This window comes from Prevotella sp. ne3005 (genome assembly GCF_900110085.1).
Lineage (GTDB): Bacteria > Bacteroidota > Bacteroidia > Bacteroidales > Bacteroidaceae > Prevotella.
Genome location: NZ_FOCK01000002.1, coordinates 18,730 through 34,175, shown reverse-complemented (window position 1 = coordinate 34,175; position 15,446 = coordinate 18,730). Strand labels below are relative to the sequence as shown.

The 15,446-nt window shown below is 48.0% G+C and carries 14 protein-coding genes and 1 pseudogene; 4 read left to right on the top strand and 11 right to left on the bottom strand.

Annotated elements, in window-relative coordinates; translation table 11 throughout:
• The 6 genes from hisF to BMY16_RS02995 all read right to left on the bottom strand — a co-directional run bounded on the left by hisF (position 1) and on the right by BMY16_RS02995 (position 4,561).
• On the bottom strand, positions 1–759 hold the full coding sequence (gene hisF / locus BMY16_RS03020) for an imidazole glycerol phosphate synthase subunit HisF (RefSeq protein ID WP_091839971.1): 759 nt from the start codon (positions 757–759) through the stop codon (positions 1–3).
• Positions 738–1,466 carry a 1-(5-phosphoribosyl)-5-[(5-phosphoribosylamino)methylideneamino]imidazole-4-carboxamide isomerase gene (hisA, locus tag BMY16_RS03015; RefSeq protein ID WP_091839970.1) on the bottom strand — a complete coding sequence of 243 codons (729 nt, stop codon included), beginning with the start codon at positions 1,464–1,466 and terminating at the stop codon, positions 738–740. Before hisA ends, hisF begins: the two co-directional genes overlap by 22 nt.
• On the bottom strand, positions 1,463–2,053 hold the full coding sequence (gene hisH / locus BMY16_RS03010; protein WP_091839969.1) for an imidazole glycerol phosphate synthase subunit HisH: 591 nt from the start codon (positions 2,051–2,053) through the stop codon (positions 1,463–1,465). The genes hisA and hisH overlap by 4 nt, the downstream gene beginning before the upstream one ends.
• Positions 2,050–2,913 (bottom strand): formyltetrahydrofolate deformylase, encoded by an 864-nt coding sequence (gene purU / locus BMY16_RS03005; RefSeq protein WP_091839968.1) that lies wholly within the window; start codon positions 2,911–2,913, stop codon positions 2,050–2,052. The genes hisH and purU overlap by 4 nt, the downstream gene beginning before the upstream one ends.
• 116 nt (positions 2,914–3,029) lie before the next feature.
• The gene (locus BMY16_RS03000; protein ID WP_091839967.1) at positions 3,030–3,563 is read right to left on the bottom strand and encodes an FHA domain-containing protein; all 534 of its coding nucleotides are present in this window, start codon (positions 3,561–3,563) and stop codon (positions 3,030–3,032) included.
• Positions 3,563–4,561 carry an HU domain-containing protein gene (locus BMY16_RS02995; RefSeq protein WP_244512883.1) on the bottom strand — a complete coding sequence of 333 codons (999 nt, stop codon included), beginning with the start codon at positions 4,559–4,561 and terminating at the stop codon, positions 3,563–3,565. Before BMY16_RS02995 ends, BMY16_RS03000 begins: the two co-directional genes overlap by 1 nt.
• Before the next feature lie 153 nt (positions 4,562–4,714).
• Here BMY16_RS02995 and rfbC point away from each other — a divergent pair, with 153 nt between their 5' ends.
• From rfbC to galE, 4 genes are read left to right on the top strand one after another with little or no spacing between them, the layout of a single operon-like run.
• Entirely contained in the window at positions 4,715–5,263 is a 549-nt protein-coding gene (gene rfbC / locus BMY16_RS02990) for a dTDP-4-dehydrorhamnose 3,5-epimerase (protein ID WP_091839965.1), read from the top strand.
• Positions 5,264–5,280: 17 nt separating this feature from the next.
• Positions 5,281–6,600 (top strand): UDP-glucose dehydrogenase family protein, encoded by a 1,320-nt coding sequence (locus BMY16_RS02985; RefSeq protein ID WP_091839964.1) that lies wholly within the window; start codon positions 5,281–5,283, stop codon positions 6,598–6,600.
• The gene (locus BMY16_RS02980; protein WP_091839962.1) at positions 6,597–7,373 is read left to right on the top strand and encodes a DUF4738 domain-containing protein; all 777 of its coding nucleotides are present in this window, start codon (positions 6,597–6,599) and stop codon (positions 7,371–7,373) included. Before BMY16_RS02985 ends, BMY16_RS02980 begins: the two co-directional genes overlap by 4 nt.
• Positions 7,374–7,418: 45 nt before the next feature.
• Positions 7,419–8,459 (top strand): UDP-glucose 4-epimerase GalE, encoded by a 1,041-nt coding sequence (gene galE / locus BMY16_RS02975; protein WP_091839960.1) that lies wholly within the window; start codon positions 7,419–7,421, stop codon positions 8,457–8,459.
• 16 nt (positions 8,460–8,475) lie between these two features.
• On the opposite strand, the gene ispE is transcribed toward galE, so the two are convergent.
• The 5 genes and pseudogenes from ispE to lon form a co-directional block, all read right to left on the bottom strand.
• Complete coding sequence (ispE, locus tag BMY16_RS02970) at positions 8,476–9,312, bottom strand: 4-(cytidine 5'-diphospho)-2-C-methyl-D-erythritol kinase (protein ID WP_091839958.1); 837 nt, start codon at positions 9,310–9,312, stop codon at positions 8,476–8,478.
• A 159-nt stretch (positions 9,313–9,471) separates the two neighbouring features.
• Positions 9,472–10,620: pseudogene (locus BMY16_RS02965) on the bottom strand (DEAD/DEAH box helicase); the annotation flags it as partial.
• The gene (locus BMY16_RS02960; protein WP_244512881.1) at positions 10,621–11,745 is read right to left on the bottom strand and encodes an LptF/LptG family permease; all 1,125 of its coding nucleotides are present in this window, start codon (positions 11,743–11,745) and stop codon (positions 10,621–10,623) included. It lies immediately after the preceding pseudogene.
• 71 nt (positions 11,746–11,816) lie between these two features.
• Positions 11,817–12,959 carry a tRNA guanosine(34) transglycosylase Tgt gene (gene tgt / locus BMY16_RS02955; protein ID WP_091839950.1) on the bottom strand — a complete coding sequence of 381 codons (1,143 nt, stop codon included), beginning with the start codon at positions 12,957–12,959 and terminating at the stop codon, positions 11,817–11,819.
• Positions 12,956–15,424, bottom strand: a complete 2,469-nt coding sequence (gene lon / locus BMY16_RS02950; protein WP_091839949.1) for an endopeptidase La — start codon at positions 15,422–15,424, stop codon at positions 12,956–12,958. The genes tgt and lon overlap by 4 nt, the downstream gene beginning before the upstream one ends.
• Positions 15,425–15,446: the final 22 nt, after the last annotated feature.

Below are 15,446 nucleotides of genomic sequence, written 5' to 3'. Positions count from 1 at the left end.
CTATAATCTTACATTAATGCCTTCTTGTTTTAGATATTCCTTCAGTTCGGGGATTGGAATCTCGCCGAAATGAAACACGCTGGCTGCTAATGCAGCATCAGCATGTCCCTCGATAAAAGTATCGCGGAAATGCTCCTTCTTACCTGCTCCACCACTGGCGATGACAGGTATCGAAAGGGTGTCGGCCAATTCGCGTAGCGCTTCGTTGGCATATCCCTCCTTGACACCGTCATGATTCATCGAGGTGAACAGAATCTCACCGGCACCTCGTTCCTGAGCCTCATGAGCCCATTCGAAAAGTCCTCGTTCCGTACGTTCACGTCCACCTTTCAGATAACAGTGCCATCCATCTTCATCCAAACGGGCATCGATGGCGCAGACACAGACCTGTGAGCCAAAATGACTGGTTATCTCGTCAATGAGTTCTGGACGTCGGATGGCTGCGCTGTTTACGCTCACCTTGTCTGCACCAGCAAACAACAGCCGTTCTACGTCTGCCAACTCGTTGATGCCACCACCTACAGTGAATGGTATATTGATTTCACGGGCCACACGGGTCACCATCTCCGTAAAAGTCTTACGCCCTTCGAACGATGCGGTAATATCAAGGAAACACAATTCGTCGGCTCCTTGCTCACTATAAGCCTTGCCCAAAGCCACAGGGTCGCCTGCAGAGCGTAGGTTCACGAAGTTGGTGCCTTTAACGGTCTCACCGTCTTTCACGTCCAGACAGGGTATTATGCGTTTTGCCAGTCCCATAACTCTTTCAAATTTATCTTTCCTTCATAGATGGCCTTACCAAAAACAACTGCAGGTATGCCTGCCTTGTCGAGAGCAAGAATATCCTCTTTCGACGACACGCCACCACTGGCAATCAGGTGCAGCTGTGGATAGGCGTCCATGACCTTCTTATACAGGTCGATGGCAGGGCCTGCCAACGTGCCGTCTTTCGAGATCTCTGTGCAGAGTACATTTTTAACGCCTGCCTCTACATATTTTTTCAAGAAAGGAAGTAATTCTTCACTGGAATCTTCTTTCCAACCATTGATGCTGATCATTCCATGACGAACGTCGGCACCCAGGATCATGCGTTCAGAACCATATTTCTCCAACCATCCCATAAAGAGCTCTGGCTGGGTAACGGCAATAGAGCCAACAGTCACCATAGCGGCACCAGAAGCAAAAGCCTTCTCAATATCCCCATCCGTCTTGATGCCACCACCAAAGTCGACGGTGAGTGATGTGTTGCTGGTTATCGCATTCAGAACAGCATCATTGACAATATGTTTAGACTTTGCGCCATCGAGATCCACCACATGCAGACGTTTGAAGCCGAAGGACTCAAACTCCCTGGCCACCTCTGCAGGAGAGTCACGATAGACGGTCTTCTGGTCGTAGTCACCTTTCGTCAGGCGTACACACTGCCCTTCGATAATGTCTATAGCGGGTATTAGTTCTATTTTCATAACTGGAGGAAATTCTCTAAAATTTGTTCTCCGACCTTACCACTTTTCTCTGGGTGGAATTGGCAGGTGTAGAAATTGTTTTTGTGCATAGAAGCAGAATAAGGAAGAACGTAATCTGCCGTGGCAATGGTTTCTTCACAAAGCGGCACATAGTAACTGTGAACAAAATAGACGTAGGGATCTGTACCCAGATTTGCCATCAGTGGTGATTTCAGGTCGTACAGTTTGTTCCATCCCATACATGGCACCTTGTCTTCATGCTTCTCTGGTTGGAAACGCTTGACTTCGGCATCAAAAATACCGATACAATCCACGTCACCTTCTTCTGAGTGCTTACAGAGTAACTGTTGTCCCACGCAAATGCCGAATACCGGCTGCTTCAAGTCGCGAATCACCTCATCGAGCCTGTGGGACTTGAGATAATCCATGGCCTCAGCGGCGTGTCCCTGTCCAGGGAACAACACACGGTCGGCCTTCTTCAGCAGTTCTGCATCGTCAGTCAGAACGGGATCTATGCCCACCCGTTTCAGTGCATTCAACACCGAATAGATATTCCCTGCGTTATATTTGACTATTGCTACGTTCATGAGAAGATAATCGTCTTATTCTTATAAGTGAGAATCTTGCGCTGGATATGTTTGGAAACGGCATGCGAAAGCACAATTTTCTCTAGATCCTTGCCTTTCAGCACCAAACTCTCTGGCGTATCCTTATGAGTGATACGGGTCACATCCTGTTCAATGATAGGACCAGCATCCAGTTCGGCTGTCACATAGTGACTGGTGGCACCGATGATCTTCACACCGCGCTCGTAAGCCTGATGATAAGGTTTTGCACCAATGAAGGCCGGCAGGAACGAGTGATGGATATTAATAATGTGATGAGGGTACTCAGCAATCATCTCGTCGCTAATAATCTGCATATAGCGTGCCAGCACGATAAACGAGATGTCCTCCTTCTTCAAAAGATCCATCTCTGCCTGTTCAACTTCTGCCTTGTTCGAGTGATCCTTTTTGATGCTCCACACATAGTAGGGGATTCCAAACTGATCGGCCACATAGCGCAGATCCTCATGATTGGATACAATACAAGGAATGTCACAGTTGAACTCACCTGCTTTCCAACGGGCCAGCAAATCATAGAGACAATGGCTCATCTTAGACACGAAGATAGCCATTCGTGGACGTTTGTCACTATAATAAAGGCTGAACTTCATCTGATAACGCTGAGCATAAAGTGTGGTCAGGTAGTCGTAGAGCTTGTCACGTGGAATCAGGAATCCTTCAAGTTCCCATTCTATTCTCATAAAAAACATACCTTCCACCTTGTCCACATACTGATCGAGGTAGACGATATTGCCTTTGTTGTCTGTAATAAACTTGGTAACTTCTGAAATGATACCCTGCTGGTCAGGGCAGTGCAGAAGTAGAATAGCTGTCGTTTCCATTAATTTTTGATTCTATGAAATTTCAAGGCGCAAAGGTACAAAAAAAGTTGGTAAAACGTGCTTAAATAAGAAGAAATTGATAAAATGCTGTTAATTTCTTTAGAAATTATGGATAATTATTCATCTTTACTGTCGGCAGAGCGCAAAATGATGCTTGTAGCACCTATAGTAAAAAGAGTTCCATCTGTGATGATACGACGTTCACGTTGGGTCACCTCCACATTGTCCACGAAAGTGCCAGTATTGCTATTATTGTCTTTCAGGGTATATTTCAGGTTACCTTGTTTATCCCGACAGACTGTGATAGTACAATGATTCAAATCCACGCTGGGGTCGACAGTCTCAAAGGTACAATTGGCAGGATTTCCTTTCTGGTATCTGCCTATCACATTGTCGCCCATCTGGAGAGGGATGACTTGTTTGAAATGAAATACATTCTCGATGACCACAATCGAACCGCAACCTTCAGCATTGGCTTGTTCATCAGGGTTCTCATCTTTCTGACGCGCTCGCAGTTTGCTCACACCTATCCGAATGCCAAATTCTTTTCCACAATCAGGACATTTGAAAACCAACGACTGACCTGCAGTATATTTCGTTTCGTCGAACGTAATATACTGGTCACATTTAGGACAACGAACTCTTTTCATTATTTTTCCTTGAATTGATAGACCCAAGCCTCTTCCAGTCCTTTTATCCTATGCACCTTACGTAGGGTGTCGTAGGCTTCACTCTGTGTCTCGAAATTTCCATAAACAACGCGTGTGACATCATTATAGATATACACCTCAGACTTCGCATACCCTTTCTTTTGCAGCTCCTCAACGAATGCATTGGCATTCTTCTTTGAAACATGGCTTGCCAACACAATACAAAAACCTTTATGGCCCTTTTCTTTTGTTGCCACCTTGGCGGGGGACAGCGTGTCATTCTTCAGGATAGTATCCGTCTTGACCATTGCCTGCTGAATGTCCTTTTTTTTGTAGTCTATCGGTGTCGTATTCGTGTCCTTTGACATCATTCCGAATAGTAGGCCATTGTTGATATTGCTAATTGTGCGCGTCATCATTTCAGTTTTGCCAGAAGGCAGTGCCAATAAGAAGACTGCAATCAGGACTGCAGCCACAGCCACCGTATTACGAATCCAGGAGAACTTAATCTTTACCACATCCTCATCATCGTCGTCTTCCTCAGCAGGTGTCATGCTGATAATCTGGGTACTTTCCATAGGCTCTTCCTGTACCTTTTTAATAATATTCCTGTCACCAGAAGCGGCAATCTGCAAACAATCCATCTCATAGGCACCGAGACCATAGAGACTGGGGGTCAAAATGCCTGCCTCACAGGGTGTGAACACATAGTGCCCATCCTCGTTAAATGCGAGCGTGCCAATGTCGTTCATCTCATATGACCCGTCGTTCTGGAGGTGCATCTTCAGCTCGTTAACTTCGTCTTCAATGCGCTGTAAGGCCTCGGGATAGCTAATGTCGTAGGCTTCTACATACGACTGTGCCAACAGTGAGTCGTTAATCTTTAGCTGTGGATTGAAACCTAAAGTACGTAAAGGTGGGAGAAAGACGCCTTCCTCCTTGTCATACCTCGCGTCAACATGATGCGTCATAAACCCTCCTAAATCAGGGACTATCACGCATTCATTATTGAGCAGGAGTATCTCTATATGTCTCTCAAGTTCAATCACGACTGCAAAATTACAGCAAAAAAATGAGATAAGCAAATAAAAGAAACTTAAAATTTCGAATAAATCGATTTTTTACTGTATCTTTGCACAAAATTTTAGAGAATGGAATTTATTAAGACTGATATTGAGGGTGTTTTTATCATCGAACCAAAAGTGTTCAATGATGCCCGTGGATATTTTATGGAAGCTTGGAAACAATCCGAGTTCAATGAGAAAGTGGGTAGGGTTGACTTTATTCAAGACAATGAGTCGAAGTCATCATTTGGCGTGCTTCGTGGTTTGCATTACCAAAAGGGAAACACCTCCCAGTCTAAGCTCGTCAGAGTTATCAAGGGGCGTGTGCTCGATGTAGCAGTGGATATACGTAAGTCGAGTCCTACTTTTGGCAAGCATGTGATGGTGGAGCTGAGTGAGGAGAATAAACGCCAGTTTTTCATTCCTCGTGGTTTCGCCCATGGTTTCTTAGTGCTTAGCGAAGAGGCTATTTTTACGTATAAGGTCGATCAGCCATATTCACCTAAGACTGAGGCTGGCATCCGCTGGAACGATCCCGCACTTGGCATTGAATGGCCTATCGATTTCTCGAAAGTACAAACTAGTGAAAAGGATTTAAATCAACCCTTTTTGAAAGACGCGGAAGTATTTGATTAATTGAACGTTAAGAGCTTATGAATATAGCAATTGTAGGAACTGGATATGTTGGTTTGGTGTCGGGAACCTGTTTCGCTGACACAGGTGCTAATGTGACTTGTGTCGATGTCGATGAGAAGAAGATTGAACGTTTGAAAAATGGCGAGATACCTATCTACGAGCCTGGTCTCGATGAACTTGTGAAAAAGAATGTCGCTGCAGGTCGCCTCAAGTTTACCACCGATCTGGCTTCTGTGCTCGACGATGTGGAGATTGTCTTTTCGGCTGTAGGTACGCCTCCCGATGAGGATGGATCTGCCGATTTGAAATACGTCCTGCAGGTTGCCCGTACCATTGGCCAAAACCTCAACCACTATGTGGTGGTTGTTACCAAGTCAACCGTTCCCGTAGGTACTGCATGCAAAGTGCGTAAAACTATTGAGGAAGAGCTCCAGAGACGTGGTGTCGACATCGAGTTCGATGTTGCTTCCAATCCCGAGTTCCTTAAGGAGGGTAATGCCATAAAGGATTTTATGAGCCCAGATCGCGTCGTAGTAGGCATTGAAAGCGAGCACGCCAAGAAAGTGCTGACCAAACTCTACAAGCCTTTTCTCATAAATAATTTCCGCGTTATTTTCATGGATATCCCTTCTGCGGAGATGACCAAGTATGCCGCCAACTCCATGCTCGCTACTCGTATCTCGTTTATGAACGATATTGCCAATCTCTGTGAGCGTGTGGGGGCAGATGTTAATATGGTACGCGCGGGGATAGGCTCTGACACGCGTATTGGTCGAAAGTTCCTCTATGCCGGTTGTGGCTATGGTGGCTCGTGTTTCCCCAAAGATGTGAAGGCTCTCATTAAGACGGCTGATCAGAATGGCTATTCGATGGAAGTGCTGAAAGCTGTGGAGCGTGTTAACGAAAATCAGAAAGGTGTACTCTTCGAGAAGCTTGTCAAGGCATTTGGCAGTGTTGAAGCTCTGAAAGGAAAGACCATCGCCATGTGGGGTCTCTCGTTTAAGCCCGAGACCGACGATATGCGCGAGTCTACAGCCCTCGTCATGATAGGAAAATTGCTCGAGGCAGGCTGCACTGTCCGCGCATACGATCCTGTAGCTATGAACGAGTGTAAGCGCCGTATTGGCGATGCTATAACCTACTGTCGCGACATGTATGATTGTGTGCTCGATGCCGATGCCTTACTACTGCTCACTGAGTGGAAGGAGTTCCGTCTTCCTGGCTGGGGCGTTATCAAAAAAGCAATGAAGCGTCCGCTCGTCATAGACGGTCGTAACATCTTCGATACCGAAGAACTCGATGAGAATAACTTCGAATATCATTGTATTGGTAAATGAACAGAATTATTGTTGTATGTCTGACGGCAGTTGTCTTGGTGGCATGTAACCATCGCGAAGAGGTCTCCGAAAACAAAGAGGCTAAAGCGATGTTACAGGGTATATGGATTGATGCAGAAGGAGGCGATGTTTCTTTTCGTGTTCAGGGCGACACTATCTATTATGCCGATTCCACTAGCATGCCTGCTTATTTCCGTGTTATGGGCGATTCGCTTGTGCTCGCTTCAGGCGCATCCTATGGTATTGTCAAGCAGTTGCCTCATCTCTTCTGGTTTAAAAATCAGAATGGCGACTTACTAAAGTTCTCCAAGAGTGACGATCCTGCTGATGAGTCTGAGTTCGTGCGCGATACGCCACCTGTGCTCAGTTATTCCCATCAGGTAAAGATTGATTCTGTAATTGTCTATGGGGGGAATCGCTACCATTGGTATATAGCTATCAATCCCACAAAATACAAAGTCACGACACGTTCCTATAACGATGATGGTCTCGAGGTTGAGAATGTTTATTACGACAACATTATGCACGTTAGCGTGTTTCAGGGTTCGCGTCAGCTCTTTTCCAGTGACTTTCGCAAGCAGCAGTATGCCGGCAAGGTGCCTGCCGAATTCCTTGAAGAAGCCGTGTTGGGTAATATGGAGTTTAGCCATGTCGATGCAGCTGGTCTCCACTTCGTTGCAACACTCTGCATCCCAGATGGTGCGAGTTGTTACCTCGTAGAGTCGCTTGTGTCCTATCAAGGACAAATGACCATGCAGCTCGTGGAGTATTAATTTTTTAAATGATTCTAATGTGTATTTTTTAATTACTATTAATATATGAAACAGACAATTTTGGTTACGGGTGGTACGGGCTTTATAGGAAGCCATACGACCGTGGAACTGCAGGAAGCAGGTTATGAAGTGGTCATTATCGACAATCTCTCTAATTCGAACGCCAATGTAGTTGACGGCATCGAGAAGATTACGGGCGTTCGTCCGGCTTTCGAGAAGGTGGATTGTTGTGATATGGAAGCTCTGGAAGGTGTGTTCAAGAAATATCCGAAGATTGAGGGTATTATTCATTTCGCTGCTTCGAAGGCTGTAGGCGAGAGCGTGGAGAAACCCTTGCTTTACTATCGTAACAACCTGACAAGTCTGATCAACCTCCTGGAGTTGATGCCTAAATATGATGTGAAAGGCATCATCTTCTCGTCGAGTTGCACCGTCTACGGACAGCCTTCCCAGGAGAACCTGCCTGTGACGGAGAATGCGCCCATCCAGAAGGCTATGAGTCCTTATGGCAATACCAAGCAGATCAACGAGGAAATCATTCAGGACTATATCCACTCGGGTGCGCCTATCAAGTCGGTCATTCTAAGATATTTTAATCCTATCGGTGCTCATCCGACGGCGCTGATTGGCGAACTGCCTAACGGCGTTCCCATGAACCTGATTCCGTTTGTGACTCAGACGGCTATCGGCATCCGCGAGCAGTTGAAGATTTTCGGCAACGACTACAACACCCCTGACAAGACTTGTATTCGCGACTACATCTACGTAGTGGATCTGGCAAAGGCTCACGTGAAGGCTATGGAGCGTGTGCTCGACAAGCCTGATACTGATGCTGTAGAGATTTTTAACATCGGTACTGGCCGCGGCCTTTCTACGCTTGAGGTCGTAGAGGGATTTGAGAAGGCTACAGGCGTAAAGGTGAACTGGACCTATGCTCCGCGCCGTGAGGGTGATATAGAGCAGGTATGGGGAAATGTAGACAAGGCCAACAAAGTATTGGGATGGAAGGCTGATACGCCTACTGAAGAGGTGCTGAAGAGTGCCTGGAAGTGGCAGAAAAGACTTCGTGAAGAAGGTATCCAATAAAAACAGATTATCCCGCTCAACTGAGCGGGATAATTGTTTTAAACGTACCTTCGTCGTTGAACGAGTCAAGGCTGACGGGCTCTCGGAATAGTCCGTAGAGCGAAGAGCCTGAGCCCGACATCGAGGCATAGACAGCGCCCATATCGTAGAGGCGCTGCTTGATGGCTCCAATCTCTGGATGGAGAGCAAAGACACTCTTCTCGAAATCGTTGGTCAGACGACCGCGCCAGGTTTCTACGGGTTGCAGCACGACGTCGCGGCAGTTCTCTGCCGGGTGCTGTGGCGTGATGAGAGAGAAGGCCTCCTTGGTAGAGACGGGGATAGCCGGGCGGACGATAGCCAGATGCCAGCCTGAGAGGTTGAGGGCGATGTCCTGCATCTTCTCGCCGATACCTTCTGCATAACAGGGACGATTGACGACGAAGAAGGCGCAGTCGGCCCCTAGGCGGGCGGCATAATCAATCATCTGCTGCTCGGAAAGTCCGAGAGCGAACATCTGGTTGAGAAGGGTAATCATAAAGCCGCAATCGCTGCTTCCACCACCCATACCGGCCTGTGTGGGGATACCTTTATATAAATGTGCGTGTACGCGAGGCAAGGCAGGGAAGTCTTGCTTCAAGAGGTTGTAGGCCTTTACGACGAGGTTCTTCTGCTCATCGCCGTCGATATGGAGGTTGGTGACTTTCAGGTCACAGTCGACTGGCGAGGGAAAAGACTCGTCCATGGGAAAAACCTCGAGGGCGTCGGTGATGGGAACGGGGTAGAATACGGTCTCAAGGTTGTGATAACCGTCAGGTCGGCGCTCTACGACGTTGAGCCCGAGATTGATTTTGCAGATAGGCTTAGTAATCATATCTTATGATGGGTTTTGATTCTTTGGACGATGATGGTTGCGCTTCTTCTTGCTTCCTTCCTGAGCGCTCTTGGGCTTACTCTGATTTCTCGAGCCGTCGCCCTTAGAGTGCCAACGCCCATGGCGGCGGGTATTAGAGCGCTTCTTCTCACGCTTCACATACTCAGGACCATCACCTACGCCTTCGGGCAGGGGATTCTTTGTGACTTCTTTACCGAGGAAATGCTCAATCTGCTGGAAGCGCTGCATATCAGCCTCGTTGACAAAGGTGATAGCCTCGCCCTCGCGATCGGCACGGGCCGTACGGCCAATACGATGCACATAGTCTTCGGCATCGTGGGGTACGTCGTAGTTGATGACGATGCGGATGTCATCGATGTCAATACCGCGAGCCACAATGTCGGTGGCTACTAGCACGTCGGTCATGCCTGCCTTGAAGCGGTACATCACTTCGTCGCGCTCTTGCTGACTGAGGTCGGAGTGCATCTGGCCGCAGTTGATGTGCATCTGCTTCAGGCTGCGGGCAATGTCCTTTACGCGTTCCTTCTTGCCGGAGAAGATGATGACGCGCTTCAGGTCGCCCGATTTAAAGATGCTATTGATGATCTTCAGTTTCTGGGGGTCGTAGCAGACATAGGCACTCTGACGAATCTTCTCGGCAGGCTTGGAAACGGCAATCTTAACCTCTACGGGGTCATGAAGCAGGTTGACAGCCAGTTCGCGGATCTTCGGCGGCATCGTGGCAGAGAACATGATGCGCTGGCACGATGCGGGCAGTTGCTCGACAATTTTCATGATGTCGTCGATAAATCCCATGTCGAGCATACGGTCGGCCTCATCGAGCACGAAGAACGAGCAGCGCGTGAGGTCGAGGTTACCCACCTTCAGGTGGCTGAGCAGACGGCCGGGCGTAGCTATCAGCACATCGGCGCCGAGCTTCATGCCGCGAACCTCCTGGTCGTAGCGACCACCATCGTTACCGCCATAGACGGCTACCGACGACACATCGTCGAGATAGTAGCCGAATCCCTGCATCGCCTGATCGATTTGCTGGGCGAGTTCGCGGGTGGGTGACATGATAACGCAGTTGATGGCGTCCTTAGGATAGCCACCATCATCGAGCTGCGAGAGTATCGGCAGAAGGTAGGCAGCCGTTTTGCCTGTACCTGTTTGCGCCACTCCGAGAACGTCGTAGCCGTCGAGGATCTCGGGTATACAGCGCTCCTGTATGGGGGTCATCTCCTCGAAGCGCATGTCGTAGAGCGCGTCAAGGATATTATCGTTCAAATATGTTTCTTCAAAATTCATTTAATTCGGCGCTTGTTTATAACAGAAATACGCGATAAACGCATAGAGAATGTTAGGAATCCAGGCTGCCAAGATTGCTGGGGTGTCGGCATTGATGGCAAAAGTAGAGCTGATGGTCATCAGCAGAATGTATGAGAACGACAGGGCAAGACCAATACCGAGATACAGGCCCATGCCGCCTTTACGCTTGCGGCTGGAGAGGCTGACACCGATGAGCGTCAGAATGAATGAGGCGAACGACATGGAGATACGTTTGTGGTATTCCACTTCGTATGGCACTACGTTACTCGAACCACGCTCTTCTTGCTTGGAGATGTATCGCAGCAACTCTGGGGAAGTTAGTGTTTCCTGTTGACCTTCAGAGAATACAAGGTCCATAGGCTCCATCATAATCATGGTGTCGAGCATTTCGCCTGACTGGATTTCTTCACGCAACCCCTTGAGCGTACGAATCTTATAATTCTGCGCTTTCCAGTGATAGCGGGTGTCGCTGATGGAGTCATAGCGTATGATAGAGGCTGTCATGTGGCTGACGAGTTTCTTATTCTCGAATTTGTCGAGTGAGAATCCATATCCTGTCTTCATGCGGTCGTCGTATTGTTGGAGATAGGCAATGACGCCAGGCGCCACCATCAGCTGCACATTGTTAGCCGAGAGAGTCTTTTTCTTGTTCTTATAGAGGGCCTCAAAATCCTGGCGTACGACATTGCCGTGGGGAATGATCTGGGCACCTAGATAGTAATTGAGTAGGGCGATAATCGCTGCAGAGAGCATGTAAGGCCTAAGCAACCGTTTGAAGCTGACTCCAGCGGCGAGCATAGCGATGATCTCAGAATTACCAGCCAGTTTGGACGTGAAGAAGATGACGGCGATGAAAACGAACAGAGGCGAGAAGAGGTTGGCAAAGTAGGGCACGAAATTGGCGTAATAGTCGAAGACGATAGCCTTCAACGGGGCACCATAGGTGGAGAACTTAGCGAGATTCTCATTGACATCAAAGACGATGGAGATTGATATGATGAGAATGATAGAGTAGATGTATGTACCAATGAACTTGGCGATGATGTAGCGGTCGAGGCGTGTCAGATAGCGCTTCGGATGGAGGTAACGAAGCGGTCTTAGCATTTTCCGCAGCGGCCTTCTCAGTACTCGCAAGCGGGCTTTAAACTTCTCGATGTCTGCCTTCAGTTTCTCGTTCATCTGCGTTGTCCTAATTGTTCTATGACACTTCGTTTCCAAGTTACGAAATCACCTGCCAGGATGTGCTGACGGGCATCGCCAACAAGGCGCAGGTAGAATGCGAGGTTATGGATGGAAGCTATCTGCATGGCCAATAACTCCTGAGCCTTGAAGAGGTGGTGGAGGTAGGCCTTAGAATGAATACGATCGATGTCGCAGCCGTCGGGATCGATAGGAGAGAAGTCGTCTTCCCATTTCTTATTCCGCATGTTCATCGTGCCCTCATATGTAAAGAGCATGGCGTTGCGGCCATTACGGGTAGGCATCACGCAGTCGAACATGTCGACACCTCGCTCGATAGCTTCGAGAATATTTTGGGGAGTACCAACACCCATAAGGTAACGAGGACGGTCCTTGGGGAGTATCTCATTGACGACTTCAATCATGTCGTACATTACCTCAGTGGGTTCTCCTACGGCCAGTCCGCCGATACTGGCGCCACCGCCGTCATTTAGTTTCCCCAGCATATCGCATACATGCTTGGCTGCATCCTGACGTAAATCTTTATAGGTACAGCCCTGTACGATGGGGAAGAGAGTTTGCTGGTAGCCATAGTGAGGCTCGGTGTCGTTAAAACGATTCACACATCGTTCCAGCCAGCCCTGCGTAAGTTTCAGACTCTTAGCTGCGTACTGGTAGTCGCTTTGTCCTGGAGGACACTCGTCGAAGGCCATCATGATGTCGGCACCGATAACACGTTGGGTGTCCATCACATTTTCAGGTGTAAAGAAATGTTTCGAGCCATCTATATGGCTGCGGAATTCACATCCTTCATCGTTGAGCTTGCGGATACCGGTAAGCGAAAATACCTGGAAACCACCTGAGTCGGTGAGAATAGGACGATCCCAAGTATTAAACCTATGTAGTCCTCCTGCTTTGTGTAGAATGTCGAGCCCAGGACGTAGATAGAGGTGATAGGTGTTGCCAAGGATAATCTGTGCCTTCACTTGCTCACGGAGTTCGGCGAAGTGAACACCTTTCACGCTGCCCACCGTACCAACAGGCATAAAAATGGGGGTCAGAATCTGACCGTGATCGGTAGTGATTATTCCTGCTCGGGCATCACTAGCAGTGTCGCTGTGTTCTACTTTGAATTTCATTTCTTGTCCTTATCTTTGTCGTTATCCTCTTCTTTTACCGTTAGGTCGAGAGGATTCTTCACAATTTCCTTGGTGAGGGCAAACTGCCACACGTCCTGCACATTTTCCACATAATGGAAGGTAACACCTTTCAGATACATGTCTGGAATCTCAAGGATATCTTTTTCGTTTTCGCGGCACATCACGATATCGGTAATACCGGCACGCTTGGCAGCAAGGATTTTTTCCTTAATACCGCCCACAGGCAGCACCTTCCCACGCAAGGTAATCTCGCCAGTCATAGCGGTATTCTTTCGTACCTTGCGCTGAGTGAGGGCAGAGGCAATAGAGGTGGCGATTGTAATACCGGCCGAAGGACCATCCTTTGGCGTTGCACCCTCGGGCACATGGATATGAATGTTCCAATTGTCAAAGATTCGATAGTCTATGTTTAATGTTTCAGCATGGGCTTTGACATATTCAAGGGCGAGGATAGCCGACTCTTTCATCACGTCACCAAGATTACCCGTCAGCGTGAGTTTTGAGCCTTTACCCTTCGAGAGCGAGGTCTCAATAAAGAGTATCTCACCGCCAACACTGGTCCATGCAAGACCTGTAACCACTCCTGCATAGTCGTTGCCCTGATAGATGTCCCGATAGAAAGGCGGCTTGCCCAATAGGTCCTCAATCTCTGCAGGGGTGATTTTCTTGTAGTTCGCACTATCTTCCACCTGACGTTTGTAAGCAATCTTTCGCAGAGCCTTGTTTACCTGTTTCTCCAACTGGCGTACACCGCTTTCACGGGTGTAGCGCTCGATAATCATCTCGATAGAGGCCTTGGTGAACGTGGGCTTCAACTCCTTGGTTTTCAGACCTGTATTCTCCAATTCGCGGGGAATTAGGTGGCGTTTGGCAATCTCTATTTTCTCTTCGGTAATATAGCCGCTCACCTCAATAATCTCCATACGGTCGAGTAGGGGACGGGGAATCGTACTTAAGTTATTGGCCGTAGCGATGAAGAGTACCTGAGAGAGGTCGTAGTCCACATCGAGATAGTTGTCGTGGAAAGCGTTGTTCTGCTCAGGGTCAAGCACTTCAAGCAGGGCAGAGGCGGGATCGCCGTTGTGAGTCATTTGCGTCACCTTATCAATCTCATCAAGAATAAAGACAGGATTACTGGAGCCTGCTTTCTGAATCGACTTGATGATACGACCGGGCATAGCACCGATATAGGTACGGCGATGGCCACGGATCTCGGCTTCATCGTGGAGTCCACCAAGCGACATGCGGACGTATTTGCGCTTCATGGCAGCAGCAATCGACTTACCGAGTGAGGTCTTACCAACACCTGGAGGGCCATAGAGACAGATAATAGGCGACTTTTGGTCACCACGCAAGGCCAGTACTGCCATATGCTCAAGGATGCGTTCCTTGACCTTTTCCATTCCATAGTGGTCGTGGTCAAGGATCTTCTGGGCGCGCTTCAAATCGAGGTCGTCTTCGGTATACTCGTTCCAGGGGAGTCCTACGAGTGTCTGTAGATAGGTGAGCTGTACATTAAACTCAGGACTCTGGGGATTCAGATTGTCGAGTTTGTCGCACTCCTTGCGGAAAACCTTATCAATCTCATAAGGCCACATCTTTTGTTCAGCCTTACGTAGTAATTCCCTTTTCTCCATCGACTCGCCGTTACCCATCTCTGCCTGCATGTTTTTAATCTGCTGTTGGAGAAAATAATTACGCTGTTGCTCATCGATGTCTTCACGGGTTTTGTTGCGGATGTCGGCCTTCAGGTTCTGGAGGTTAATCTCGCGGTTGATGATTTTCATCACACCAAACAAACGCTCTTTGACGGTTTCGGTGGTTAATAGGCCCATTTTCTCCTTTACAGAGAATGGCATGTTACTGCACACGAAATTAAGGGCCATGATACCGTTGGAGATGTTCTTGATGGCGAAGATAGCCTCGTCGGGAATCTCCTCAGTGACATTGATATATTGCTCAACCAACTCGCGGAGATCCTGTATAGCAGTACGGAACTCGCGATCGCGCTTCTCCGGTTCGATATCCTCTACGGGTTCAACAAGACCTTCGAGATAAGGCTGGGTATTGATAATATCACGAAGACGCATACGTCCCAGACCTTGTACAATAGCTGTGATGTTGCCATTTGGAAGCGTCAATTGCTTCATCACCTTAGCATATACGCCATATTCATAGAGATCATCCTTCATTGGCACATCCACATCGGGATCGCGCTGGGGAATAACACAAATGATAACACCTTTTTTTTCTGACTTCTGGATAAGTTGTTTGCTCGATGGACGGCCGATCAGTATCGGAGATACGACACCAGGAAATAGCACCAGGTTGCGGACGGGCAAAATGGGAGCCGTGTCTGGAGTCTTATCACCTATTAGTGAACTTATGTCACCTTCAATGTCAGCTATCATCTGAAATGCCGCATTATTGTTTTTGTTGCTCATATTTCTATTATACTCAAAAATT

Excerpts from the sequence above, each read along its gene's own strand:
- hisH (WP_091839969.1), bottom strand. The coding sequence starts at position 2,053 with ATGAACGTAGCAATAGTCAAATATAACGCAGGGAATATCTATTCGGTG.
- BMY16_RS03000 (WP_091839967.1), bottom strand. The coding sequence starts at position 3,563 with ATGAAAAGAGTTCGTTGTCCTAAATGTGACCAGTATATTACGTTCGAC.
- BMY16_RS02985 (WP_091839964.1), top strand. The coding sequence starts at position 5,281 with ATGAATATAGCAATTGTAGGAACTGGATATGTTGGTTTGGTGTCGGGA.
- hisA (WP_091839970.1), bottom strand. The coding sequence starts at position 1,466 with ATGAAAATAGAACTAATACCCGCTATAGACATTATCGAAGGGCAGTGT.
- galE (WP_091839960.1), top strand. The coding sequence starts at position 7,419 with ATGAAACAGACAATTTTGGTTACGGGTGGTACGGGCTTTATAGGAAGC.
- purU (WP_091839968.1), bottom strand. The coding sequence starts at position 2,913 with ATGGAAACGACAGCTATTCTACTTCTGCACTGCCCTGACCAGCAGGGT.
- hisF (WP_091839971.1), bottom strand. The coding sequence starts at position 759 with ATGGGACTGGCAAAACGCATAATACCCTGTCTGGACGTGAAAGACGGT.
- ispE (WP_091839958.1), bottom strand. The coding sequence starts at position 9,312 with ATGATTACTAAGCCTATCTGCAAAATCAATCTCGGGCTCAACGTCGTA.
- lon (WP_091839949.1), bottom strand. The coding sequence starts at position 15,424 with ATGAGCAACAAAAACAATAATGCGGCATTTCAGATGATAGCTGACATT.
- tgt (WP_091839950.1), bottom strand. The coding sequence starts at position 12,959 with ATGAAATTCAAAGTAGAACACAGCGACACTGCTAGTGATGCCCGAGCA.
- rfbC (WP_091839965.1), top strand. The coding sequence starts at position 4,715 with ATGGAATTTATTAAGACTGATATTGAGGGTGTTTTTATCATCGAACCA.
- BMY16_RS02980 (WP_091839962.1), top strand. The coding sequence starts at position 6,597 with ATGAACAGAATTATTGTTGTATGTCTGACGGCAGTTGTCTTGGTGGCA.
- BMY16_RS02960 (WP_244512881.1), bottom strand. The coding sequence starts at position 11,745 with ATGCTAAGACCGCTTCGTTACCTCCATCCGAAGCGCTATCTGACACGC.